The sequence below is a fragment of the Martinezella calliandrae genome (assembly GCF_030272695.1).
Classification (GTDB): Bacteria; Pseudomonadota; Alphaproteobacteria; order Rhizobiales; family Rhizobiaceae; genus Rhizobium; species Rhizobium calliandrae.
Genome location: NZ_JARFYN010000076.1, coordinates 1 through 24,242, shown reverse-complemented (window position 1 = coordinate 24,242; position 24,242 = coordinate 1). Strand labels below are relative to the sequence as shown.

18 protein-coding genes and 2 pseudogenes are annotated in these 24,242 nt (G+C 57.4%); 11 read left to right on the top strand and 9 right to left on the bottom strand.

The window, feature by feature from the left end:
- Positions 1-99 precede the first annotated feature (99 nt).
- The 6 genes from PY650_RS32930 to PY650_RS32905 form a co-directional block, all read right to left on the bottom strand.
- Complete coding sequence (locus PY650_RS32930) at positions 100-921, bottom strand: ABC transporter permease (RefSeq protein WP_285884164.1); 822 nt, start codon at positions 919-921, stop codon at positions 100-102.
- 10 nt (positions 922-931) lie between these two features.
- The gene (locus PY650_RS32925; protein WP_285884163.1) at positions 932-1,936 is read right to left on the bottom strand and encodes an ABC transporter permease; all 1,005 of its coding nucleotides are present in this window, start codon (positions 1,934-1,936) and stop codon (positions 932-934) included.
- Between the two features lie 74 nt (positions 1,937-2,010).
- Entirely contained in the window at positions 2,011-3,570 is a 1,560-nt protein-coding gene (locus PY650_RS32920) for an ABC transporter substrate-binding protein (protein WP_285884162.1), read from the bottom strand.
- An 89-nt stretch (positions 3,571-3,659) separates the two neighbouring features.
- Positions 3,660-5,042, bottom strand: coding sequence for a serine hydrolase domain-containing protein (locus tag PY650_RS32915; protein ID WP_285884161.1), 1,383 nt, complete (start codon positions 5,040-5,042; stop codon positions 3,660-3,662).
- Between the two features lie 198 nt (positions 5,043-5,240).
- Entirely contained in the window at positions 5,241-6,893 is a 1,653-nt protein-coding gene (locus PY650_RS32910; RefSeq protein WP_285884160.1) for an ABC transporter ATP-binding protein, read from the bottom strand.
- Positions 6,894-7,480: 587 nt separating this feature from the next.
- On the bottom strand, positions 7,481-8,179 hold the full coding sequence (locus PY650_RS32905) for a GntR family transcriptional regulator (protein WP_285884165.1): 699 nt from the start codon (positions 8,177-8,179) through the stop codon (positions 7,481-7,483).
- Between the two features lie 176 nt (positions 8,180-8,355).
- Between PY650_RS32905 and PY650_RS32900 the strand changes: the two genes are divergently transcribed.
- The 3 genes from PY650_RS32900 (at position 8,356) to PY650_RS32890 (ending at position 11,973) form a co-directional block, all read left to right on the top strand.
- A complete protein-coding gene (locus PY650_RS32900; protein WP_285884158.1) occupies positions 8,356-9,264 on the top strand; it encodes a dihydrodipicolinate synthase family protein in 909 nt (302 codons plus the stop codon).
- An 83-nt stretch (positions 9,265-9,347) separates the two neighbouring features.
- Complete coding sequence (locus tag PY650_RS32895; RefSeq protein ID WP_285884157.1) at positions 9,348-10,919, top strand: aldehyde dehydrogenase (NADP(+)); 1,572 nt, start codon at positions 9,348-9,350, stop codon at positions 10,917-10,919.
- Positions 10,920-11,079: 160 nt separating this feature from the next.
- The gene (locus PY650_RS32890; protein ID WP_285884156.1) at positions 11,080-11,973 is read left to right on the top strand and encodes a DMT family transporter; all 894 of its coding nucleotides are present in this window, start codon (positions 11,080-11,082) and stop codon (positions 11,971-11,973) included.
- Here PY650_RS32890 and PY650_RS32885 read toward each other — a convergent pair.
- The 3 genes from PY650_RS32885 to PY650_RS32875 all read right to left on the bottom strand — a co-directional run bounded on the left by PY650_RS32885 (position 11,955) and on the right by PY650_RS32875 (position 14,248).
- Positions 11,955-12,620, bottom strand: a complete 666-nt coding sequence (locus PY650_RS32885) for a GntR family transcriptional regulator (protein ID WP_285884154.1) — start codon at positions 12,618-12,620, stop codon at positions 11,955-11,957. The two genes, PY650_RS32890 and PY650_RS32885, sit on opposite strands and share 19 nt — an antisense overlap.
- A 562-nt stretch (positions 12,621-13,182) precedes the next feature.
- Complete coding sequence (locus PY650_RS32880; protein ID WP_285884153.1) at positions 13,183-13,968, bottom strand: maleate cis-trans isomerase family protein; 786 nt, start codon at positions 13,966-13,968, stop codon at positions 13,183-13,185.
- A gap of 73 nt (positions 13,969-14,041) precedes the next feature.
- Positions 14,042-14,248 carry a hypothetical protein gene (locus PY650_RS32875; protein WP_285884152.1) on the bottom strand — a complete coding sequence of 69 codons (207 nt, stop codon included), beginning with the start codon at positions 14,246-14,248 and terminating at the stop codon, positions 14,042-14,044.
- Between the two features lie 98 nt (positions 14,249-14,346).
- Here PY650_RS32875 and PY650_RS32870 point away from each other — a divergent pair, with 98 nt between their 5' ends.
- The 8 genes and pseudogenes from PY650_RS32870 to PY650_RS32835 all read left to right on the top strand — a co-directional run.
- Complete coding sequence (locus tag PY650_RS32870) at positions 14,347-15,267, top strand: LysR family transcriptional regulator (RefSeq protein ID WP_285884151.1); 921 nt, start codon at positions 14,347-14,349, stop codon at positions 15,265-15,267.
- A 324-nt stretch (positions 15,268-15,591) separates the two neighbouring features.
- Positions 15,592-16,353 (top strand): LamB/YcsF family protein, encoded by a 762-nt coding sequence (locus PY650_RS32865; protein ID WP_285884150.1) that lies wholly within the window; start codon positions 15,592-15,594, stop codon positions 16,351-16,353.
- Positions 16,350-17,948, top strand: a complete 1,599-nt coding sequence (locus PY650_RS32860; protein WP_285884149.1) for a 5-oxoprolinase subunit B/C family protein — start codon at positions 16,350-16,352, stop codon at positions 17,946-17,948. The genes PY650_RS32865 and PY650_RS32860 overlap by 4 nt, the downstream gene beginning before the upstream one ends.
- Positions 17,945-19,654: an acetyl/propionyl/methylcrotonyl-CoA carboxylase subunit alpha gene (locus PY650_RS32855; RefSeq protein WP_285884148.1), complete on the top strand. Its 1,710-nt coding sequence runs from the start codon at positions 17,945-17,947 to the stop codon at positions 19,652-19,654. Before PY650_RS32860 ends, PY650_RS32855 begins: the two co-directional genes overlap by 4 nt.
- 73 nt (positions 19,655-19,727) lie before the next feature.
- Entirely contained in the window at positions 19,728-20,597 is an 870-nt protein-coding gene (locus PY650_RS32850) for an urea carboxylase-associated family protein (protein WP_285884147.1), read from the top strand.
- 552 nt (positions 20,598-21,149) lie between these two features.
- Positions 21,150-22,316: an alanine racemase gene (gene alr / locus PY650_RS32845; protein ID WP_285884146.1), complete on the top strand. Its 1,167-nt coding sequence runs from the start codon at positions 21,150-21,152 to the stop codon at positions 22,314-22,316.
- 196 nt (positions 22,317-22,512) lie between these two features.
- Positions 22,513-23,540 (top strand): annotated as a pseudogene (locus tag PY650_RS32840) (IS110 family RNA-guided transposase).
- Between the two features lie 124 nt (positions 23,541-23,664).
- A pseudogene (locus PY650_RS32835) lies at positions 23,665-24,242 on the top strand (hypothetical protein); the annotation flags it as partial.

Below are 24,242 nucleotides of genomic sequence, written 5' to 3'. Positions count from 1 at the left end.
CGCCGGGAGAAGCGCGAAGCATTCAATTACTCATAGAACCCGAGGCTCTGCCCATCTTGCGATAAGCTACCAAACCGTCAGAATCTCTGGGGAGCGGTACTAGATTCCCTCACCTTGCGTTTGCTCCCGGTTCGGTAGAAACCAGTCCACAATCAAATTCACGCCAATAGTCAGTTGAGCGATTGCCATCGCAGGAATGAGGGGAGCGAGACTGCCAAAATTGATTGCTTGGGCGTTATCACGAACCATTCCTCCCCAGTCCGCGTATGGGGGCTGAATTCCGAGCCCCAAGAAACTTAAGGCTGCGATGAACAGGAAAGCGAAACAGAAACGCAATCCAAATTCCGCCAACAATGGAGGCAGTGCGTTTGGCAGTACCTCGCGGCGCATGATCCATCCAAGACCTTCGCCACGAAGTCGAGCAACCTCGACATACTCCATGGCGCCAAGATCAATCGCCACGGCGCGGCTGAGACGAAAGATTCCAGTGGAACTCAGCACCGCTATGGTCACAGTTAACACCGGAACAGAGCTGCCAAACACAGAAAGAATAACAAGAGAAAAGATCAATCCGGGAATGGCCATAATAACGTCGACGAAGCGACTGAGGGCCGTGTCGACCCACCCCCCTTTAAGCGCGGCGGTAAATCCCGCGGTGACACCGATCCCAAAGGCAAGCACAGTAATACTGAGCGCCAACGAGATTGTCGTGCGCGCGCCGAACAGCAAGCGAGACAAAATATCCCGGCCCAAATTATCAAGGCCAAACCAATGTTCAGGGCTCGGTGAAGCCCACATCGTTCCGACCATATCTGCCTCACCGTACGGAGCAATCAACGGCGCAAATAAGGCCGCTGATATATTGATCAGTATCAAACTAACGCCAACAATGGGAGCTATGGGGATTTGACGGAGACGCATCTCCCCTCTCCTATCGCGCGTGCCGAAGTCGGGGATTGCTTAGAATTCCAAGCGTATCGGCGATCATATTCAGTCCGACATAGACGGCAGCGAAGATCAAACCGCATGTCTGCACGACTGGAACATCGCGGTTGGCGACCGCGTCGACCATTAGTTGGCCCATCCCTGGAAAGACGAAAACCACCTCGACCACGACGACTCCGACGATCAACCACGCAAGGTTCACCGCCACAACGCTGATGATCGGAGCCAGGGCATTCGGAACAGCGTGCTCAATGACTATCCTCCAGCGCGGTAGACCTTTTAGGAGGGCCATTTCGATGAATGGTCTAGAGAGGACGTTGATCACCGCAGCCCGTGTTAGCCGCATCATGTGAGCCAAGACTACCAAGACGAGCGTGGCGACTGGTAAAGCTATTGCGTAGAGACGTTCTAGGAATGACATGTCGTCGTCCATCATCGCCAGACTTGGAAACCAGCCAAGCTTGACCGAGAAGACAATTATCAAGACGTAACCGACAAAGAATTCCGGCACCGATATGGTAAACAGCGAGAGCGTATTAACGGCGCGGTCAAAATAACTGTTTTGCCAGACTGCTGCTAAAACACCCAGAAAGATTGAAAGTGGAATTGCAATGCCCGCGGCAACTGCAGCGAGGAAGAACGTATTGCCCAATCGCTCGCGGATTTCAGGACCAATATCTCGTTGGTTCACGAGCGACTTGCCAATGTCACCCTGCACGAACCGCGATAGCCAATCAACGTAACGCACCGGAGCGGGGCGATCCAGACCGAGAGTATGGCGGATTGCCAGCTCTGCGTCAGGGGTCTTGTTCCGCCCCAAGATTGCACTGGCTACATCTCCAGGCAAAATCTCCGTGCTGGCAAATATTAACACCGACACGGCCCACAGTGTCAGTACACCTATGCCGAGACGCTTAAGTACGATCGAGAGGGTCGATCGAGCAAGCCAGGTCTCGGCAACAACTCCCGCTGCCAATTCAGTTGGGTCCATTTCACGGCCCTCCCTTTGCCCATCACTTATGTCGGACCCGCTGCCATGGGCAGCAGGTCTCTTTCCTCCTCTCTTTAGGAGGCAAACCAGCAGTTTTGCGTATTCCGCGCGTCTTCGCCGAACGGGAAAATGGTATATCCTTGAATTTTGTTGGACAGAGCCTGGATGTCGTGAGTGAACATTACAGTTATGTGGCCCCCCTCATCATGAATCATCATTGCCGCCTCTCGATAGATGGCTTTGCGGGCAACAGGGTCTAGTTCCGCACGGGCTTTCGCGAGCAACTTATCGAACTCCGGCCGTTCCCAATGCGAGTCGTTCCAAGGCGCACCGCTTGCAAACGGCATTGAAAATGCTTGATCTTCAGTGGTGAGGCTGCCCCAATAGGAGACGCAGAACGGAGCCTTTATCCAGACATTATCCCAGTAACCGTCTACCGGTTCTCGTTTTAGCTCGACAGTAATGCCGGCTTTGGCAGCACTCTGCTGAAAGATCACGGACATATCTACCGCGCCCGGGAACACCTCAGCTGTATGAAGCACAATTGGGCCGCTATGCCCGGATCGCTTGTAATACTCTTTGGCTTTCGCAATATCGTAGGAGTGTTTTGGAATATCGTTCGAGTAAAATGGGAATACTGAGTTGATCGGCGTGTCGTTACCAATCTCACCATATCCGGGAGCGACGTTGTTCAGGATCGCCTCTCGGTCTACAGCATATTTCAAAGCCAACCGCAGATCGGGATTGTCGAAAGGAGGTTGGTCGACGCGCATTACGAAGTAGTAGAACTTCGAGGTCGGAGAGCTAGAGAGACTTAGATTTGGAACGTTTTTAAGGTTCGGCACCAGGTTCGGAGGAACCTCGCTGATGACATGGACACTGCCCGACAGCAGTGCCGAAATGCGCGCGGTGTCGTCGTTAATTACGAGTACTTCGAGCTCGTCGAACCAGACCCTATTGGGTTTGAAATAGTTGGGATTGCGATGGAATGTATATCTCTTGCCTGGTTCTGCCTTGTCGAGGACAAACGGCCCGGTCCCGATCGCGCTTGCAGGGTTTTCATCCTTCGGCTGAGCAACTAAGTGAATGTATGCGAGGAGGTACGGCAAGCCGACATCCGGTTCTTTCAACGAAATGGTCAGCTGATAAGGATTGTCGACTGTGATTTCCTCGATCGGCTTCATTAGCGAGACCGCAGGTGATTTCGTGTCGGGACCGCGATGGCGATTAAGCGAATAGACCATGTCCTCGGCGGTGAACTCTTTGCCGTTGTGAAACTTCACTCCCTGCCTTAGTTTGATGACCCACCGCTTGCCGCCCTCCAGGGGCTCCCAGCTCTCTGCAAGCTCTCCTCCGAGTTCCCCCTCGGGTGAACGTTCGATCAGCCAGCTGCCGTATTGATAGGTCAAGTAGGCTGCCGCCTGTGACGGTATCAGCGTGGGGTCCAGAGAATCGCTAGAAGACCCGCCTTTGACGCCTACGATAAGCTTTCCACCCCGGCGTGGTGTTTCTGCAGCTGCTTTTGAAGACCAGAATGTCACGCCCACGGCTGCCCCTACGCCGAGGGCCGCTGATGAGGCAAGGAGGTCGCGCCTCGTAATGATGGAATCAGGAAAAGAATTCTTCGAAGTCATGGCTTATTCCCCTCTTTTGCTGAGTGTTGCTTGATGCACAGGATTTGTAGGTTTAGCCTGCAACGCTACTGCGGTCCGATGGACAGACATTACCCGGTACGGCCGTAGAGTCTGATTCCATTGGCCAAATTTCGAAAATGGCCGTCCTGGCCTCGATTGCGGAACGCTACAAACACATCTCCCTTCTCAGGAAAAAAATCCCTGTTAGCGGTGCGCTGCTTTTCGGTTGGAGTGAGTGCAAACAAATCGTCGCCCAGCGGGCGCAAGGGCGCGGCATCGGTCGGGTCTGTGCTGATGCAATCGTAGCAAGCGATTTTAGTGCGCGTCGATAAAGTAAGCGCGTCAGCTTCCTTTGCGACGTTGTAGATCATCCAACTGTCTTCGTAGCGGCCCGCGTATCCGAACAGATCAGTTTGCGAGACTGGAGGCGACAGTTCCCGTTGCGGTTCTCCAATGTCTGGGCCGCAACTGTTTTTGAGGACGGTTGAAGCCAGCTCATCAATAACCTTGCGGCCGTTGTCTGAATTGGTGAGCACAGCGAGAGCAAGTTGATGTGAAGGAGAGATGTAAAGTTTGGCCACGATGCCCGGCCCCCCGCCTCCATGACCACAGACATCGTTACCGAAAGTCATCCATCCGAGCCCAACGCCATGAGTAGCCATACCAATCCGGGGCTCGGTTATAACTCTCATCAGTCGGGCGCTCTCAGAGGAGAGAAGTCTTGCACCATTCGGCGCTAGTCCATCCGCCAAATGGGCGCGAGCAAAGGTCACAAGATCCGCTGCGCTCATCATAGTGGTCGGTCCCGCAGGGGCGTATCCCAGCGGCAGGAAAACGTGTGACGACCGCGTGAGCTCGCCAGTGGCGGGATCGAAAAAATGGCCGACGCTCGTCCTGAAAAGCATCGCATCCTCCGGCAAAACAGCCGAATGAGGGAGGCCGAGGGGCTTGAAAATTCGCGATTTCACAAGGTCATACCAGCTCCTTCCGGTGACCTTCTCAGCAATATGGCCAGCTACAACGATAGCCGCATTGCTGTAAGAACAATCAGTCCCAGGCTCAAAGAGCAGCCGCGTCGTTGACATCCGCGCAATGGTTTTTTCGATCGTTTCTTCATCATGTCCGTGGTCTGCGGTAATATCACCGTCAATGCCGGATGTGTGATTGATTAGCATTTGGACCGTGATCTTCGCGGCAGCGGAAGGATCTTGCAGGCGAAAGCCAGGCAAATGCTTGCTGATAGGATCAGACAGACTTATCAGCCCCTCATCTACCAACTGCATGATAAGTGTTGCGTTTATTATTTTGGTAACTGAGCCGATCTGCATCAACGTGTCGGGCGTAAGCTCCACTCCGGTTGACAGATTGGCGGCGCCTGCGACGGCTTCCGTCAGGCTTCCGTTACGATAGAGGGCCACGCTCGCGCCTGCCACCTGATGCCGAGCGATGGCATCAGTAAGCAAAGCCGTCATTTCGGTAGAATTCCCGCTCATTACCTGTCCTCTTTTAGTATGTTTATCTATCGCATTGGATCCAATCGTGTCAACCCTTTGTAGATTGGATCCATTAACAAAACGAGAGTTTGGCCCTTCGTTTGCGGCTTTATCTGGCAAGCGGCGTAGGCGATCTACGCTCCAGCATCAATTCGCCACGTGGCGAGCGAGATGGCGTCACGAAGTGACTGGAAGCGACACGCTCCGGTTTGCCAAGAAATTGTCGAGCCAGTGCGTGTCCATCTCTGGTACAGACGAAAGCAACCGCTCGGTATATGGATGACATGGCCAGGAAAAGACCTCGGCAATTGATCCTTGCGCCACGATCTCCCCTTTTAGCATAACCGCAACACGATCCGCTATGCGCCCAACAACACCTAAATCGTGTGTTATGAACATATAGGCGTACCCCCGCGTTCGTTGCAGCTTCGCAAGAAGATCCAGTATCCCTTCGGCGACCAGTGGATCGAGCGCAGACGTAACCTCATCGCAAATGATCAAATCGGGTTCGGCAGCCAAGGCACGCGCGATACAGATTCTTTGTTTTTGTCCACCGGAGAGCTGCCCTGGAAGGCGCTCCGCATAGTCAGGGGAGAGGTTAATGTCGCTCAACAGCTCGGCGACACGCTCGCGCAGCGCGGCACCTTTCAGGCCTCGGTAAAACTGAAGCGGACGGCCAATAATCTCGCTAACTTTCTGTCGTGGATTAAGTGCTACGTCGGGCATCTGATAAATCAGCTGAATGCGCCGAAGGAGGTCCTTGTTGCGCGCTGCCAGGGTCGGTGGGAGCTTGTCTCCCTGAAAAATGATTTGCCCGGTTTCGCGCGGAAGGAGACCGGTGATCACTCGAGCCAGGGTGCTTTTACCAGAGCCGGACTCCCCGACAACAGCAACGGTCTCACCCTTTCTAACGGAAAGGTCGACATTTTCCACCACACGGACCGCCTTTGCATAGCGTGCAGAGACCTTGCTCAATTCCAGGACCGGTTTTTTAGCGGTGTCTTGGCTGCCGCTGGCTTTCACATCTTTTGAATGGGTCGAAACCAGAGCTTGCGTATATTCCGCGCGCGGCCGGTTCAAAATCTGCTCTGTAGTACCCTCTTCGACAACACTGCCGTCGCGCAATACTATGATACGGTCCGCGATTTGGGCGACGACGGCAAGGTCGTGGGTGATGTAGAGCCCTGCGGTGTGATGTTCTCGAATTAACTGGCGAATTGAAGCTAGGACCTCAATCTGCGTCGTCACGTCCAAAGCGGTTGTAGGCTCATCTAAAACGAGAATGTCCGGACGGCACGACATTGCCATGGCTGCCATGGCCCGCTGCAACTGACCGCCAGAAGCCTGATGTGGATACCGGCTTCCAAACGTTTCTGGTGTAGGCAGGTCCAATTCTCGGTAGAGTTGGACAGCTTGAGACCTTGCTATCTCAAAACGCGCCAACCCGTGGCGAACGGGCGCTTCGCACACCTGCTTATCGAGGCGCATCGCAGGATTGAACGACGCAGCAGCGCTTTGAGCGATATAGGCCACCCGCCGTCCCCGCAACTTGCGACGTTCGCCTGCGCTCAGCTTGCGGATATCAGCGCCATCAAACAGAATTTTCCCATCGGCAATTGTGGATCCGGGGCGAGTGTATCCCAGAGCCGCCAGGCCGATCGTAGACTTGCCTGCGCCAGACTCTCCTATCAGCCCGACAACCTCTCCGCGTTTCAACGAAAGGCTGACCCCTTTGATTATGGGGATTGTTTGGTGGGCACCGTAGGCCCTGGCAGTTACGACGAGGTTCTCCATGCGCAGAATTTCGGACGTCAGTTGATCCGTGCTCATCCTATCTTCCATCTTATCGTCCTCCCGTACGCAGTGAGCCAGCATGCGAAAGGAAGGACATCGAACGGGAGTTGAACGAGGTGCAAATCTCGCACGCTACAGTCCGGCCGGCCACGCATCTGCCCGTTAGAGCGCCGCTCGAATTCGCTCGTTTTTCGTCCATTTTTCTGCTCCCGTTTTTGACTGGTGATAGCGTAGCGTGGCTGACGCGCCTCAAATAGCTTGCGTCCGATCAAGCTCATAATAGTCCACTTGTCAAGAACTGTAGAATGGATCCAATATTCTAAAGGAGCATTCCAGCGCCTGCTTATTGTGACCCGTTAGCTTCTAAACGGTTGAAATCGTTACCGGCAGGCAAGCCCGGTTGGATGCCCTACTCCAGGAGAGATTTTCAGGCGCAGCAGTTGTTATATCGACGTCAAGTCGGAGCGCCGTTCCAATCGCCCGTGCTCGTCATGCAAGGCGTACTGGCTTCGCATCGGCAATCAACGCCGGCTTTGAACCTCCCGAAGCTTTCCACCAAACGCCTGGCAAGCTCGACGTTCAAAGCTCCCGATCCGGTTTAAAAACAGACTGCCCAACCGGGGCTATGCGACGGTTCCGCTCACCTTGCGAGCGTGGAGAGCGTCAAGAAGATTGTGGCCTGCCCGTATGATGTGCCCTCGCATGAACTCGATAACACTTGGATCATGACTGCGGCATAACTTTAGAATTTGGCGATGATCCTGTTCTGCTTCTTCGAATGCAGACGTCAACAGGAGTTGGAGCCTGATATAGCGATCGGTTTGGACGTTGATGCCCTGGATCAGTGCCAAAGTTTGAATGCGGTCCGCTGGCACGTAGAGACTGCGATGAAACTCCCAGTTCAAGGCGCCGACCTTTGCTATGTCGCGCTTGTGATAGGCGTCTTCAAGTTGCTCAAGAATCTGCTCGGAAATATTGAGATGATGGTCCGTCATTCGGCTGAGCGCGTAGGTGAGGATGTCGCATTCCAGCATTGCACGGAGCTCGAACAGCTCCATGATCTGTTCTGATGGCAGCGTCGTTACAACCGCGCCCTTATGGATCTTGGAGACAATGAGCCCAGCCGCCTCCAGTTGGCGGAAGGCTTCGCGCACGGGCATCCGGCTGCATTCATATTCGGCGGCGATCGCTTCCTGAACGAGCGGTTCCCCTTCTTTGAATTCGCCGTTGAGAATTCGTTCGCGCAACGAGTCAGCCAGGGCCTCCGGCAAGCTCTGTCGTTTCAGGCGATACTTTGAGCGCGGGTTCTTCTGTTCGAGCATCTCGTTCACTTGTTGGATCCAAATCCCAAAACGAATGGCATTTCCGCGTCCTACACGCGGAGCGGCAGCTTATAATTCGCACACTAGCCCAAAATTATCCAACATTAAAGCTGGACATGTCGCTTGGCTTATGTAGATTGGATCCAGTTGGGTGTCTCAGAGAAAGGATTGACATCATGGCAAAATGGAAGGGCGTATTTCCAGCCGTAACGACCAAGTTGACAAAGGAGGGCGAGGTCGACCTTCACGCGACGAAAAGCAGCATTGACCGCCTTGTAAAGGCCGGTGTGTCCGGCGTTATCGTGCTCCCAATGCTCGGGGAAAACGCCTCGATGTCGATGAATGATCGCGAACAGATCATTCGCGGCGCAGTCGAGGTCGTGGCCGGGCGGGTTCCCGTGCTCTCCGGCCTCGCCGAGGTGACACTCGAAAGTGCCAAGGCCAATGCAAAGCTTTACCAATCGTTCGGCGCCCAGGGCCTGATGGTGTTTCCGAGCCTCGGCTACAAGACGGACGTTCGTGAAACGGCCGAATGGTACAAAGCCATCGCCGGGGCCTCTTCACTCCCGATCATGATCTACAACAATCCCATTGCCTATGGTGTCGACTGCACGGTCGAGGTTCTCAAGCACTTCGTCGATACGCCGGAGATTGTCTGCATCAAGGAGGAGAGCGGCGACATTCGGCGAGTGACCGACCTGTATGTCGAATTTGGCGATCGCTTCAGCGTTTTCTGCGGCGTTGACGATCTGATCGTCGAAAGCTCGGCTCTCGGGGTGACCGGCTGGGTGTCGGGCATGACCAATGTCTGGCCGACGGAGTGCGTGGAACTCTTCAACCTTTGCGCCCAGAACAAGTATGCGGAGGCGCGTGAACTGTACCAGGTTCTGACGCCGTCATTCCACCTCGACACGCACGTCAAGCTGGTGCAGTACATCAAGCTCGGCGAACATCTCGTCTACGGAGCGCCGGAATGGACGCGAGCTCCCCGGCTGCCGCTGGTGGGCGATGAGCGTGAGTTCGTGGTTTCCACGATCAAGAAGGCCATCGACGCGCTCGCCAAGCGCAGTAAGAAAGCCGCCTGATCCTCACAAAAAACGCCCGGCCGCGCGCTTGCGGTCGGGCCGATAACGGCGAGTGCAAATCGCGAGAACGATTCGGAGGGCAAATGAAAATGATTACCGGCGAACTTCTGATCGGCGGGTCAACGCGCCACGGCGAGAATGGCGAGATCTGGGCTATTGAGGCGGCTTCGGGAAGACGGCTCGAGCCAAGCTTTGGCGGCGCCGCGCTCGAGGACCTGGAGCAGGCATGCTTGCTTGCGGATCAAGCGTTTGACACCTTTCGCGCGACCTCCCTTGACGAGCGGGCGATGCTCCTCGAGAAAATCGCGTCGAACATTCTGGACCTCGGCGATGAGCTTGTTGATCGCTGTGTTGCCGAGACAGGGCTACCACGAATTCGCATAGAGGGTGAGCGTAGCCGCACCGTCGGTCAGCTCCAGCTGTTCGCATCGGTGGTGCGTGAGGGAGCTTTTCTCGATGTTCGCATCGATAAAGCCCTGCCTTCCCGAAAACCGCTGCCTCGTCCAGATATTCGTCTCACCAACATCGGCGTGGGACCGGTCGGCGTATTCGGCGCGTCAAACTTTCCGCTTGCCTTCTCCGTCGCAGGCGGAGACACAGCTTCAGCCCTTGCAGCGGGTTGCCCGGTGGTCGTCAAGGCGCATTCGGCACACCCCGGAACGTCGGAGCTCGTCGGTCGCGCCGTGCAGTCGGCTGTCAGAGCCTGCGGGATGCCGGAAGGCACCTTCTCGCTCATCTTCGATTCGACGCGGGCAGTCTCCCAGGCGCTCGTCGCCAACCCGCACATCAAGGCGATTGGCTTTACCGGCTCCCGCAGCGCTGGGGTGGCATTCATGGAGATCGCTGCTCGTCGCCCCGAACGGATTCCGGTTTACGCCGAAATGAGTTCGATAAACCCGGTTATCCTCTTCCCAAGCGCCCTCGCCGCGCGCGGCGCCGAAATAGGCAACCAGCTCGTGGCGGCTCTTACCTTGGGAGCTGGCCAGTTTTGCACTAACCCCGGCCTGATCCTTGCTGTCAACGGCGAGGGATATGACTCTTTCGTAACCGCCGCACGGGAAACGATTTCCACAACGGCTGCGGCTACGATGCTGACACCCACCATCCACAAAGCGTATTGCTCGGGCGTGGATCAACTCGTCACGCATCAATCGGTCAAGACTGTCGCGCGTGGGCTCGCCGGCGGGGAAAATCAGGGCCAGGCTGGGGTTTTCGAAACGACTGCAGGCGCCTTCCTTTCGCACAGGGAGCTTCAAGAGGAAGTTTTCGGTGCCGCGACACTGATCGTCCGTTGCGACGGCCCAGAAGAACTCCGTGAGGTTGTCGAACACCTCGAGGGGCAGTTGACTATTGCGATGCATATCGACCAAGGCGACTACGGGCTTGCCCGCGAGCTTACGCCGCTTCTTGAGCGCAAAGCAGGAAGGTTGATTGTCAATGGCTTCGGAACCGGAGTCGAGGTGAGCCATGCGATGGTCCACGGCGGACCCTTCCCCGCGACCTCGGACGTTCGCGCCACCTCTGTGGGAAGTCTCGCAATCGAACGGTTCCTGCGACCGGTGTGCTATCAGGCGTTCCCTCCAGAACTTCTTCCGTCTGCTGTTTCGGATGCAAACGCGTGGGGTGTTCCCCAACGAATCGATCCGAAGCCCTAGACTGGCATGAAATGGCGAAGCCTGCGAGCCATCGCCAATTTTCCAGAGATTCGCGTAGCCGCCCATTCGTGAAGGACCAGAGGAAGGCTGCGCGTGTCAGGAAAAGACTTTCGAATATGGCGAAGCACGCGATTTGCGCACACGAAGCGAAACGTTCTACATGAAGCTGCAGGGATATGTTTTTGCGTTGCTCGCGATCATGCTGTTCGCGACACAGGACGGTTTGTCGAAACATCTCGCGACAAGCTATCCGCCAATCTTCATCACAATGATCCGCTATTGGGCGTTCGCCGCATTTGTGCTGCTGGCTCTCGCGAGATCGGATGCAGGCGTTCGAAAAGCGACCGCCACAAGACATCCTGTTCTTCAGACATTGCGAGGATTATTGCTCATCGGCGAGATATTGCTCTTCGTCTTCTCGCTCACTCGGGTCGGGCTTGCAATGACCCAGGCCATCTTCCAGGCGGCACCAATCCTGGTAACGGTTCTTTCGGTTCCCCTGCTCGGCGAGAGAGTTGGATGGCGCCGCTGGGTCGCAGTTGCCGCGGGAATGATTGGCGTTTTGATAATTCTAAGCCCAACCGGAGGCGGGCTCAGCGCCTCCCTGCTTCTCCCCCTTGCCAGCGCGCTGTTGTTTGCGATTTATAGCGTTGCCACAAGAGCTGTTAGCTACAAGGATTCCTCTTCAACGAGCCTCCTCTATACGGCGGTAGTCGGCGCCATCGCCATCTCATTGGTTGGTCCGCTCTTTTGGACGCCCGTATCCTCGTCCGACTTGCCGTTACTGGGTGCGCTGTGCATCGGCGGAGCACTCAGCCACTACTGCCTCATCCGCGCCTATGGAATTCTCGAGGCGTCCGAAGTACAGCCGCTGACCTACTTACAACTCGTGGCCGGCACTGGCATTGCCATATGCTTTTTCGATGAACAAATCTCGTGGAATATGATTGCAGGCGCCGCAATCGTGGTGGCAGCTGGCGTCTTTATCATGTGGCGAGGGCATCGCTCTGCCAAGCTCGATTGCCCTGATAGCTCTTATCCGCGTCGCCGCTGAATGGCCGCAAGCACGGCTCGTTCGGATTTTAGAAGATATGCCTCCAATTGTGAGACGGCACTTTCAACGTCACCGGCCTCGAGAGAACGCACCAGAGCTTCGTTAAGTTCGACGTACGGCTCATGAAGGTGTGCACCGTCTTCAAGTTGGGCGAACACAAGACGAAGTTCGGCGAGCAGTAGATCAAATACCGAACTGAGCCGAGGGCTGTCGCAAAGTTCGACCATGGCGCGATGGAACTCCATGTTGGTGGTTCCGACCTGCGTCCAGTTTCCCTTTGAGCTTGCTGTACGCCCCTGCTCCGCAAGCGATCGCATTCGGACGAGAGCAGGGTGCCCCTTAGTGGCGGCACGAATTGCTCCAGTTTGGATGACCGAACGAACGCGGTAAATGTCGAGCACCGCGGCTTCGTCCGGCGCGACAACAAAGACGCCGCGGTTCGGAGTATAGGTGAGTAGCCTCTGACTGGTCAGAAGCCGGAAGACCTCCCGCAAGGTATTACGCGAGATCCCGAACTGAACGGCCATTTGATGCTCGGAGAGCTTTTGTCCCGGCGCGAACTCACCAGCTATTAGTGATTCCCGAATTCTCACGGCCACCGACTCCGCCAGAGATCGATCGTCAGTTGCAATGTTTTCCTTCAGCATCTCTTCTCACAAACCGACGTCTGCCCGGCCCATCCGCTATAGGTGAACAATCGTGCCGGTATCATCCTGCAAAACTACGATCCGTGCGGACAGACTATGACATTGCAGGTGTCAATCTCAACAGTGATCTCGGCGGAATCTCGGATCCTGGCCGCGGATCGACAAGGCATCGACGCTTTCGATCGTCCATATTGCCTGTGCCGCTCAGTCGGACTATCCGGGCGACGTCCTATCGGCCCCCGCGATTTGGTTGGTTCGCCGCTGCGACACGGGGCTGACAGCGGTAGAATTCCAGGGAAATTGTCTGATCTATCGAGCTGCGCACTGCCGAAAAAAGCAACAGACAGAGCGCGTCAAGGCGCACGGTGCGCTCTACAGCACGGTCAGTCACGATGCGCGTGAGGCAGGCCTCACCGAAGCCTTTAGGCAAACGATCTCTCGTCATGCTCCAGGTGCCCGGTGCAGCTATAGCTCCTGATCGGCGGCGTCGAGGTCTTCACAACAGCCGTACTCCTATGCGGGCAGGCTTCGAGTCCCGTTATATTGTGTGCCGGAAAGCAAACTACCAACAATCCCGCATCAGACGCCCAAAACCTGAAATTGGCTCGTTCCAACCGGCCAGTTGCAATGCATGCCAAAAAGCTGCTTGATTCGAGGTGACACAGGGAAGGCCCGTCACAGCTTCAATCTCCTCAATCGCATCCAAGGCCTTGGTTGCAGTACAGGAGACGAAAATCGCCTGCGCTCCCTGATGATCCGTGTTGCGAGCGACTTCCAGATATGCGTTTCGCGGCACAGAGCCGATGTCCATGTCGGTGTCAAACCCAAAACAGCTCACTTGAACCGACTGAATTCCGCCCCCCGCCAGCATACGAACAACGTTTTCCGTATTGGCAACGGTGTAGGGTGTTATGACTGAAACTCGTTTCGCGTTAAGTGCGCTTAAAGCTGTGATCGCGCCAGTGCCCGGATTTGTAACGTTGACCTCTGGTCGGACGCTGCGAACGAGTTCGGTCACCCGAGACTCTCCGATAAACGAGGTTGCCGAAGTGCAGCCAAACACAATGGAATCCAGTCGAAGCAACGGGCACAGCAGGCGCACCGTGTCCGGTATGCGAGCAGCCATGGCGAGAAACGTGCGTTCCGAGTTCGGTTGCTCCAACAAAATGCGCGATGTGATGAGAGCGACGCGATCGTCAGGTATCATCCGCGCGAAGTCCCGGTCCACGGCGACGTCATCGCAGAGGGCGATCAAACCTATCCTGGCCTTTTCACCGTAATTGTCTTCCAGGTGACCGCCGGGGACCGGCACTTTGTGAACATCAGGCATTTTTACGTCGGCCGGCATCCGTAGTCTCCCGCTTCAAAAACCCATCGAGCTGCGACACGGCGCCTTATACCGCACCGTGCTTCGTCGAAACTCAGCCAACTGGATGGAAATCACATAGCGACCGATCGCTGAAGCGAATGTTTGTTATTGATTTATGCAAAACGCCGATCAATCCTCGTGTTAGATCCAGCAGCGTGGCATTAGCAATTTCTCTCTTGAGGTTCAGGATCTCACCTTCCGCTATTCTGCGGGGTTCAGCTTCAACACGGCTGGCCAGCGTACCAGCTTGTAGTAACATGTGTCGTTGCAATCGCACGCCTCTTAGGCCGCTATATTCTGCCTGGAGAAGCGATAATGTGTCACGACTAAACGGCGATCTTAATGAATGAGGCCGCAATGGATACATCCCTTCTTCGGTGTTTCATCACCGTTTCGGACACGCAAAGTTTCTCCGCTGCCGCGGTACGCCTCAACGTCACGCAGTCGACGGTGAGCCACCAGATCGCGCGCCTTGAGGAACACCTCGGCAAGCAGCTGTTTGAACGTACGACGCGCAATTGCCGCATAACCACGGAGGGACGCGAGCTCATCCCGTACGCGGCACGCGTTCTGCAGTCGATTGACGAGATGGAACAGAATTTCAAGCCGCAGCTTCTCAATGGCACCGTCGTGATAGGGGTGCCGGACGATTATTATTTGTTCGATCCCATCGCGGACGCTCTGCGCGGGTTTATGGCGGACAAACCCGGCGTGGCAGTTGAGATGAAAGCGGGGCTGGGCGCGAACCACATCAGGGACCTACGCGATCGAAACCTAGATCTTGCCTTGGTCCGAGAGGTCGGCGAGAGCTGCGGCGATATTTTGCGGTCTGAGCAAATCGTCTGGGTGGCAGGGCAAAACTGGGTGCCGCCGTCCGATGGTGTATTTTCGCTGGCGGCCGTGGATGGGGGATGCGCTTATCGCAAGGCAGCCATGGCCGCACTTGACGAGCGTGGGATACCCTGGAAATGCAAGTTCTCTTGCACGAGCCTCGCAGGCGTTCTTTCAGTGGTGCGCGCCGGGCTGGCGATATCCGTGGTCACCGTCGGAGATGCGACCAAGGGGGTGCGGATCATTGATGACCCGGCCATCTTGCCGCGTCTGCCGATGACGACCTTGAGCATCAAGTATGCGGATAAGGAGCCGAGCCTCGTTTCGAAGGCGCTGGCGCGCACGATGGCCAACGCGCTCGCGAGAGTGGCGGTCGGGTCACGTTCCGCGCCATCGAATGCAGCCGCCACCCTAACCCCGCCGAAGTCGATTAGGCTTATCCAGTAGCTTGCTCTTGCTGCTTCAAACAGTCCGGAACCGACAGGGAGGCTCGCGCTGGAGCGCGATAAAAGGTTTCCGTATGGTGGAACTCGGGGTTCGCCTCGATCGTCGCTAAGGATGACCTGGCTTCCAGTTGCGCGTCGATGAACCCTCAGGCGCGAGCTCGCCGGCAAGGCTTTTCGTGGGAGACCAAGCGTTTCCGCCAGCGGCCGATCATCGCTATCCGTCATCTACGCACACTGCAGCCTCGAAAAATACAAATTCATATTGTTGAACAATCGCAGTTATGTTATCCAACAGGAGTATTCACTTTCGAGGACAGACTGTGACATGGCGTGCATCGACCTCAATAGCGATCTCGGCGAAAGTTTCGGCCCCTGGCCGATGGGTGACGACGTCTCGATGCTTTCAATCGTCACCAGCGCCAATATCGCCTGCGGCTTTCATGCTGGCGATCCCGCCGGCATTCTGTCGGTCTTGAGGGAGGCGGAAAAGCGCGGCGTCTCAGTGGGCGCCCATGTCGGCTACCGGGATCTTGTCGGTTTCGGCCGCCGAAACATGGAACCGACCAGCGCAGAGCTGATTGGCGACGTCATCTACCAGATCGGGGCGCTGCAGGGGCTTGCCAAGGCGGCCGGCAGTACGGTGCGCTATGTCAAGCCACACGGCGCGCTCTATAACACGATCGCTCACGACGCACGCCAGGCAGCCGACGTCATCGAAGGCATCAAGTCAATCGACCCCTCGTTCATCCTCATGGCGCTTGCCGGCGCCCCGCTTGTCGAGCAGGCGCGTGCGGCGGGGCTCACCGTCGTCTGCGAGGCCTTTGCCGACCGCGCCTACAATGCCGACGGCAGCCTTGTCAGCCGGCGCTTGCCGGGTTCCGTCATTCATGATCCGCAGGCGATCGCCGAGCGCATGCTGCGCATGGTCGTCGAGGGTAGAGTGACCGCAATAGACGGCACCGAGATCATGCTTGAGGTCCAATCGATCTGCGTCCATGGCGACACGCCCGCTGCGGTTTCCATTGCCCGTACTTTGCGTGAGTCGCTTGTCAAGGGCGGCGTCGAGCTGAAGCCGTTCACCCCATGACTGAGCGCCTTCGCTTCCTGCCCGCCGGCAGCAACGCCTTTCTGGTCGAGCTCCCCGATCTTGCCACGACCCTGACCTTGCTCGACTGTCTGCTTGCCGACCGACCGGACGGCGTTGCCGAACTGGTACCCGCGGCACGTACGCTGATGGTCCGCTTCGATCCTCTGGTCACCCGCCGTGAGGATCTCGTTGCCTTGATTTCCGGTCTGGACCTTTCGGTTCGCACCAGTCGGCAGGGCGAGACCTTCGAGATACCCGTCATCTATGACGGTGAGGACCTGGATGACGTCGCCGACATCCTCGGCTGGACAGTGGACGAGTTGATCCGCCGGCATACGGAGGCGACCTATACCGTCGCCTTCGCCGGTTTTGCACCGGGCTTCGCCTATATGACCTGCGACGATCCCGCTTTCGACGTGCCGCGCCGCGAGAGCCCGCGGGTGCGCATCCCGGCTGGTTCCGTGGCACTCGGCGGCAAATTCAGCGGCGTCTATCCCTCTGACAGTCCCGGCGGCTGGCAGCTCCTCGGAACAACGCCACTGAAAATGTGGGACACCAGCCGCAAGCGGGCCGCCCTGCTCGCCCCCGGCGACCGCGTTCGCTTCCGGAGAGTGACGGAGAAGACGATCGTCCCAGTGGCGGCGATGCCGGACGAGAAGACGGAGCCTGCCGGCCCCGTAAAAGGTCCTCTCGTTACCCGCGCCGATCGTCCGGCGCTTTACCAGGATCTCGGACGCCCAGGTCGCGCCGATCAGGGTGTCTCGGCATCGGGCGCGCTCGACCGCGCAAGCCTGATCGAGGCGAATATCTGCGTCGGCAACCCCCGCAACGCGGCCGCCGTCGAAATCACTTTCGGAGGCTTCGCCGTCAAGGCGGACCGGCCCGAGACGCTCGCCGTCACGGGAGCGCCCGTGCCGTTGGAGGTCCGGGCCACCGACGGCCGCAGCCTGCCTGTTCCGTTCGGGCGGCCCTTTGCGCTCGACACGGGCGACGAATTGACCGTCGGCGTTCCACCTGAAGGCATGCGCAGCTATCTGGCGCTGCGCGGCGGTTTCGCAGTCGAAACCGTTCTCGGATCGGCCTCAACCGACACGCTTGCGAAGGTCGGCCCCGCTCCCATTGTCACTGGTGACGTGCTCGTGCCGGCTAACAAGCCGGCCAGCGCAGTGGGTGCTGACCGGCCTACACCGGCGCGGCTGCCGCACGCCGACGCGACGGTGACGCTCGACATCGTCCTTGGGCCGAGAACGGATTGGTTCACGCATAGGGGCGTCGAAACACTGCTATCGCAGATCTGGCAAGTGACGGCGGAATCGAGCCGCGTCGGCGTGCGGCTCTCAGGAACCGAGCCACTGGAGAGAAGACACGCGGCGGAGCTACCTTCCGAAGCAACCGCACGCGGCTCGATCCAGGTTCCCCATAGTGGCCAGCCGGTGCTCTTCCTTGCCGACCATCCGCTGACTGGGGGCTATCCGGTGATTGGCGTCGTCGCCAATCACCATCTCGATCTCGCCGGTCAGATCCCAATCGGCGCCAGCATCCGTTTCAACGCCATTGCTGCGTTCGACCCGCTCACCTTGGAAACCAATCGATGAAAAAGCTGCTCATCGCCAATCGCGGCGAAATCGCCATCCGTATAGCGCGTGCCGCGCGCGATTACGGCATCGCCTCCGTGGCCCTCTATTCCGACGCCGACACCCGGTCGCTGCATGTCGAACTTGCCAACGAAGCTTATGGCCTCGGTCCCGGTCGTCCCGGTGATACCTATCTGAATATAGCCAAGATCCTCGACGTCGCGCGCCGGTCCGGGGCAGACGCCGTTCATCCCGGCTATGGATTTCTGTCCGAGCGCACGGAGTTCGCCCAAGCGGTCATCGACGCCGGCCTAATCTGGGTTGGGCCGAAGCCCGACGTGATCACCGCCCTCGGCGACAAGGTCGAGGCCCGGCGCATCGCTGCGAAGGTCGGTGCGCCCTTGGTTAAGGGCTCGGATGGTCCGCTCGCTTCGGCCGCAGATGCAGTCGCTTTCGCCAAGCAGGTCGGCCTTCCGCTTGCGATCAAGGCCGCCTTTGGCGGCGGCGGTCGCGGCATGAAAGTTGCCCGCCAGCTCGAGGAGGTTGGCGAACTTTTCGATTCCGCGGTGCGCGAGGCGACCGAGGCCTTCGGCCGTGGCGACTGCTATGCCGAACAGTTTCTCGACCAGCCGCGGCACATCGAAGCACAAATCATCGCTGACACCCACGGCAACACGGTTGTTCTCGGCACCCGCGACTGTTCGCTCCAGCGCCGCAACCAGAAACTGGTGGAAGAAGCCCCTGCCCCGTTCATCACGGACGAGCAGCGCGCCCGCATTCACGACGCCGCCCGTGCGATCTGCGCAGAGGCGAACTACACCGGCGCCGGCACGGTCGAGTTCCTGCTGTCGCAAAACGGCGTCATCTCCTTCCTTGAGGTCAACACCCGCCTGCAGGTCGAGCATCCGGTGACCGAGGAGACGACGGGTGTCGACATTGTCATTGAGCAGTTGCGCATAGCCGACGGGCTGCCGTTGTCGGTTACCGACACGCCGACGCCGCGCGGCCACGCCTTCGAGTTTCGCATCAATGCCGAGGATCCGGGCCGTGGGTTCCTCCCGACGCCGGGACTGGTGAAGCGCTTTCGGGCGCCTGCCGGTCCCGGCGTGCGACTTGATGCCGGGGTGGAAACGGGCTCTGAAATCCCTGGTCTTTATGATTCCATGATGGCGAAGCTGATCGTAACAGGCGCAACACGCGAGGCAGCGCTCATCCGCGCCCGCCGGGCTCTCGCGGAATTCGAGATCGAGGGGGTGGCCTCGGTGCTGCCGTTCCACCGCGCGGTCCTGCAGGAGCCGGATTTCACCGGAGAGAACGGCTTTCGGGTCTACACCAATTGGATCGAGACAGCTTTCCGCGGGGTCGAGCCCGCACCCCGTGTCGATCCGGCAGACGGTGGCGTCTTGCGCACTTTTATCGAAATCGATGGTAAGCGCCACGTGCTCGGCCTGCCTGCCGCACTGTTCTCGAGTCTCTCCGCACCGCAACCATCCGCCAGCGCTGTCACCGCCGTGAGCGAGGGCGCAGTCACGGCTTCGATCCCTGGCACGCTGCAGCAATGGCTCGTCAACGATGGCGCAGAGGTTGTCCAGGGAGAAGCGGTGGCGCTGATCGAGGCGATGAAGATGGAAACCCGCATACTCGCCCCTAAGAGCGGACGCATTCAGGTCAAGGTTGAGGCCGGCAATGTGGTCAGTCTCGGCGCCGAGCTGGCGGCTATCGCCTGATCGCGCCAACCAACAAGTTGTCACGAAGACGTAAGCACACCATGCCGCGAGGCGGCAAAGGAATGGAGACCAAATGAAGCCCACCCCGCTTACCGAAGCGCCGACGGATGCCGCAGCGCGCAAGAAGATCAAGCCGGTCGTCTGCTATCCGACCGACACGCTGCCGCGTCCCGACCTCGCCGCCTATCGCGCGCTGCGTGACGATCTGGAACTGGTCGAGACTGTCATTGTGCCGCCGCGCGACGCGGCCACCTGGGAAGTGCCGGCCGGGCATTTCTGCCGCATCGTTTGCTCCGAGGGTGCGCAGGTGGGCGACCTCAACCTGTTCAATCTCAACGACCTCAATGAAAAATTCTACTCGGGCAAGACACGTGCATTGAACGGCACGCATGTTGGTCTCGGCGACCAGCTGTTTTCGAACTTCCCGTATCTCCGTCCGATCGCCACCATCACCCATGACACGCTGGATTGGTACGGCTTTGATGAATTCGGCGGTTCGGTACACGACGTTATCGGCACGCGCTGCGACCCGTACACGAACAACCTTCTCACCCACGGCGGCCAATATCACCATTGCTGCCATTCAAACCTCACGCGCGCATTCGCCCGGAAGACAGGCAAGCCCATTCATGAGGCCGAGACCTATATTCATGACGTGCTGAACGTCTTCATGTGCACAGGCTTCACACGCGATACCGGCCAGTACTTCATGAAGGCGAGCCCGGTGCGTCCAGGCGACTACCTGGAATTCTTTGCCGAAATCGACCTCCTTGGCTGCATGTCGGCCTGCCCTGGCGGAGACTGCTCATCGGAGCACTCCTCCGACACCGCCGCCTGCTATCCGATGGTCGTAGAAATCTATAAGGCCCAGCGCTTGCCTCGAGGCTGGGCACCCCCTAGTGTCAATGACTATGATTGCTCGCATGGCCTTGAGGTAGCGTAGGCGCATCCTCGCGTGCCTTCCGCAACGCGCGTCCGGCTGGTCTGCTCCAAAGCACGATGAGCATTGTCGATAACATGCTCCGCGTCTTCATAGATCCGAAATTGCGCTGAAGAGACGATCCTCTAAAGTTCGCCTAACCAGCAGACGGCCGAGCAATCAAGCTGTCGCGCCATTTGCCGGAAAGGCGTGCGGATGACGTGGCCGCTCTCCGCTGCCATAAGACGCTCGGATCAACTCCCTTCCGCACCCGGGCCTTGCGAAACGCGAAACATATTACGAGGAAGATCGAAAAAAGCCGCAGCGTAAGTAAGCAGTGTCACAACTCCGTCGGCAATAAGGCGGAATAATTGAATATTTGTGCAATATTTGTTTAACACTAATTTACGATGGCAAAACAGTGATGATGCTATCCTGTCGACGTTCTGCCCGAATGGTCGCGCATTGACGCCGCAATTGCGATATGTCGAAGCCTTCTCGACATGATGCCTAATGCATACATCGCGAGGTTTGGAGGTTTAGAGCGGAAAACCTATACCATGGAGAGAGTAGAAGATGATGTCTCTAGTCCGGTCTGCCGACGTTGTCCTGGAAATCAACCTCGCGGCAATTCAGGCGAATTTACAGACCGTTTCCTCCCTGGTTGGGCCGCAAGTAAGCGTCGCCGCTGTCGTTAAAAGCGACGCGTATGGGCTTGGTATTCTCGAGGTTTCAAGGTCGCTTGTAGACGCCGGCTGCAGTCTGCTATTCGTCGCCAGTCTCGAGGAAGCCCTGCTTCTGAGGTCTTGTCGTATCGGAGTTGCAATTGCAGTTTTTCGCGATGAGTTTGATAGATATGGCAAATGGTATCTTTCGCATAGCATCATACCTGTCGTGAATAATTGCGGCGAATTGCTTGCCATCGACACAGCAGGTAAGGCGCAAACGTACTTTCTCAATGTGGAAACAGGACTTTCTCGCTTCGGGCTCGGTTTGGAAGATGTGCGGCGCAGATACCAGCCGCATGCCTTCGAAAAGCATCGCCCGTCAGTCGTACTCAGCCACCTTGCATGCAGCGAATACTTGGGGGACGCGACGAATGTATTGCAAAGAGATCGCTTCCGGGCAGTCTATGATCTCCTTAGGCCCGTCCGCGGGAGTCTCGCGGCGTCCGCCGGTTTGTGGTTGGGCAAGTCCTACCATTTTGACTTGGTGCGCGTAGGTTCGGCACTTTATGGAATAAACACCGCCGGAGTCCAGCCAAATCCACTGCAACCCGTTGCCAAACTCAGGGCGAGAATACTCGACGTCCGCAAGGTATTGAGAGGTGAGGCCGTTGGATACGGAGCGACATTTCGTGCGTGCCGAACCAGCCGCGTTGCAATCGCCGGCATCGGCTACAAGCATGGTCTTCCATGGACCTGCGCAAACAGGATATCTGTTCGGATCGCGGGACATTGCGCTCCTCTAATTGGAAGAATAGCCATGGAATACATAACAATAGATACAACAGACATTCCTGAGACGCTTTGTGGTCCAGGCGCCTTTGTGGAATTGCTTGGTGAAGACTTCACTATCGACGACCTCGCAGCGGCCGCAATGATTAGTCCTCAGGAGGCACTGACGCGGCTTGGTGCCGGTTGCACAAGGCAATACCTGAATCCTTCCTTTCCATCTGAAGCTTTATCAAAACCCGTCGCGCAAGCGGCACTCAAGACCAGCTCGGGTGACTTTGGCCGATGATGTCCCAGGGAGTGGTGTAGCTCGGGCGATCGTCGAGCTTTCCGGACAGGGCCGGGAACGGGTCAACTTGCAGCGGGCAAGTTGATGAGCGGATCATCACTCATTGTGGCGATCGTCTCAAGATGGGGTGGATGCCAGCCTTCTCCGGCGGCATAAAGTCTTGGCGTAAACACCACTCAAGCGAAAGGCAGTCTTCATGAAGACGGTTACCATCATTGGCGTTGATTTGGCAAAGAATGTATTTCAGCTGCACGGAGCAGCGGCTGACGCTTCTGTTTTATTTCGTAAGAAGTTGGCGCGCCCATTATTCCGCAAGTTTATTGCTACTCAGCCCTCCTGCGTCGTCGCAATGGAGGCATGCGCCGGCTCGCATTATTGGGCTCGCGAGATGGTGAGATTGGGTCACGAGCCAAAACTGATCGCGCCTCGGTATGTGAAGCCATTTGTAAACGACACAAAAACGACGCTGCCGATGCAGAGGCCATTGTTGAGGCAGCACAGCGGCCGACGATGCGCTTTGTCGAGGCAAAGACGGAGGAGCAGCAATCTCGGGCGATTATGTTTCGCACCCGCGAGCAGCTAGTTGGTCAGCGAACTGAATTGGTAAACATCCTACGCGCGCACCTCTATGAGTTCGGCCACATCGCGCCGCATGGACTAGGCTATCTGAGCAGGCTTGAAAGTTTTTTGGCGGACGAGGCCGCTCAAATGCCTGATCTGGTGCGTACAATCTGCCGCGATTTGCTGGAGCACATCTGGCAAATAACGGATCGCGTAGACTCGCTTAGCGAGAAGATTAACGGTTTATCCAACAAGGCCGAGACAACACGACGTCTGCGCACAATGCCGGGCGTAGGCCCAATCACTGCTCTGGCGATTGAAACGTTCGCGCCTCCGATGGAGGTGTTCAAACGTGGCCGGGATTTTGCTGCTTGGCTTGGCCTGGTGCCGCTACAGAATTCTAGCGGTGGCAAGCAGCGTTTAGGAAAAATATCCAAGATGGGCCAGCAAGATATTCGAAGGTTGCTCATCATCGGAGCCATGGCCGTGGTTCGATGGGCGTCACGAAAGGGTGCGCCAAGCAACAGCTGGCTTGACCGTATGATGGCCAAGAAGCCACGCATGCTCGTAGCGATTGCCCTGGCCAATAAGATGGCGCGTGGTATCTGGGCGATGTTGACGAAGCAGATGGATTACCGGAACCCGGCGACAGTGCCCGCATGAAGCGGAACACTTGAAGCCGGTCTATGGGAGACGTGAGGAAGACAAGAACTGCATGGGCAAATGATCGATAAGATCGGGGTCAGCAAACCACCAACTCGGCGTCCACCATCATACCGTTCAATGCGTGCTGGCCCGTTCCGGGCTGGTGCCGCATGGGCCGCGAACTCGGCCAAGCCAGATCGACGCCTATCTGCCGTTCATTCTGGAGACCCTTGAGGCATTCCCCACCCTGACGGCAGCCAGACTCCATGCAATGGTCTGCGAACGGGGATATCGTGGCGACGGCGGTCACTTCCGTCATATGATCGCCCGCCACCGACCGCGCCAGAAGGCCGAGGCCTATCTGCGCCTGCGCACCCTTCCTGGAGAGCAGGCCCAGGCCGACTGGGGCCACTTTGGACAGATGCAGATCGGTAGGGCACGTCGTCCCCTCATGGCCTTCGTCATCGTGCTGAGCCAGTCCCGCCGGATTTTCCTGCGCTTCTTCCTCGATGCCAGGATGGAAGCGGTTCTGTCCGGTCACGTCGAAGCCTTTGACAGATGGGGCGGGGTTCCGAAGGTCGTGCTCTACGACAATCTGAAGAGCGCTGTGCTCGAGCGTCAGGGAGTGTCAGGAATTCTGTGCGGTGGGCCGGTTTCATCAGTTGAAGAACCGTTCGCCGAAGATGACGGCGAACTGTGTCTTTGCCTCGACCCACTCCC

Coding starts and splice junctions, on each gene's coding strand:
- PY650_RS32930 (WP_285884164.1), bottom strand. CDS start 921: ATGCGTCTCCGTCAAATCCCCATAGCTCCCATTGTTGGCGTTAGTTTG.
- PY650_RS32925 (WP_285884163.1), bottom strand. CDS start 1,936: ATGGACCCAACTGAATTGGCAGCGGGAGTTGTTGCCGAGACCTGGCTT.
- PY650_RS32920 (WP_285884162.1), bottom strand. CDS start 3,570: ATGACTTCGAAGAATTCTTTTCCTGATTCCATCATTACGAGGCGCGAC.
- PY650_RS32915 (WP_285884161.1), bottom strand. CDS start 5,042: ATGACGGCTTTGCTTACTGATGCCATCGCTCGGCATCAGGTGGCAGGC.
- PY650_RS32910 (WP_285884160.1), bottom strand. CDS start 6,893: ATGAGCACGGATCAACTGACGTCCGAAATTCTGCGCATGGAGAACCTC.
- PY650_RS32905 (WP_285884165.1), bottom strand. CDS start 8,179: ATGCTCGAACAGAAGAACCCGCGCTCAAAGTATCGCCTGAAACGACAG.
- PY650_RS32900 (WP_285884158.1), top strand. CDS start 8,356: ATGGCAAAATGGAAGGGCGTATTTCCAGCCGTAACGACCAAGTTGACA.
- PY650_RS32895 (WP_285884157.1), top strand. CDS start 9,348: ATGAAAATGATTACCGGCGAACTTCTGATCGGCGGGTCAACGCGCCAC.
- PY650_RS32890 (WP_285884156.1), top strand. CDS start 11,080: ATGAAGCTGCAGGGATATGTTTTTGCGTTGCTCGCGATCATGCTGTTC.
- PY650_RS32885 (WP_285884154.1), bottom strand. CDS start 12,620: ATGCTGAAGGAAAACATTGCAACTGACGATCGATCTCTGGCGGAGTCG.
- PY650_RS32880 (WP_285884153.1), bottom strand. CDS start 13,968: ATGCCGGCCGACGTAAAAATGCCTGATGTTCACAAAGTGCCGGTCCCC.
- PY650_RS32875 (WP_285884152.1), bottom strand. CDS start 14,248: ATGTTACTACAAGCTGGTACGCTGGCCAGCCGTGTTGAAGCTGAACCC.
- PY650_RS32870 (WP_285884151.1), top strand. CDS start 14,347: ATGGATACATCCCTTCTTCGGTGTTTCATCACCGTTTCGGACACGCAA.
- PY650_RS32865 (WP_285884150.1), top strand. CDS start 15,592: ATGGCGTGCATCGACCTCAATAGCGATCTCGGCGAAAGTTTCGGCCCC.
- PY650_RS32860 (WP_285884149.1), top strand. CDS start 16,350: ATGACTGAGCGCCTTCGCTTCCTGCCCGCCGGCAGCAACGCCTTTCTG.
- PY650_RS32855 (WP_285884148.1), top strand. CDS start 17,945: ATGAAAAAGCTGCTCATCGCCAATCGCGGCGAAATCGCCATCCGTATA.
- PY650_RS32850 (WP_285884147.1), top strand. CDS start 19,728: ATGAAGCCCACCCCGCTTACCGAAGCGCCGACGGATGCCGCAGCGCGC.
- alr (WP_285884146.1), top strand. CDS start 21,150: ATGATGTCTCTAGTCCGGTCTGCCGACGTTGTCCTGGAAATCAACCTC.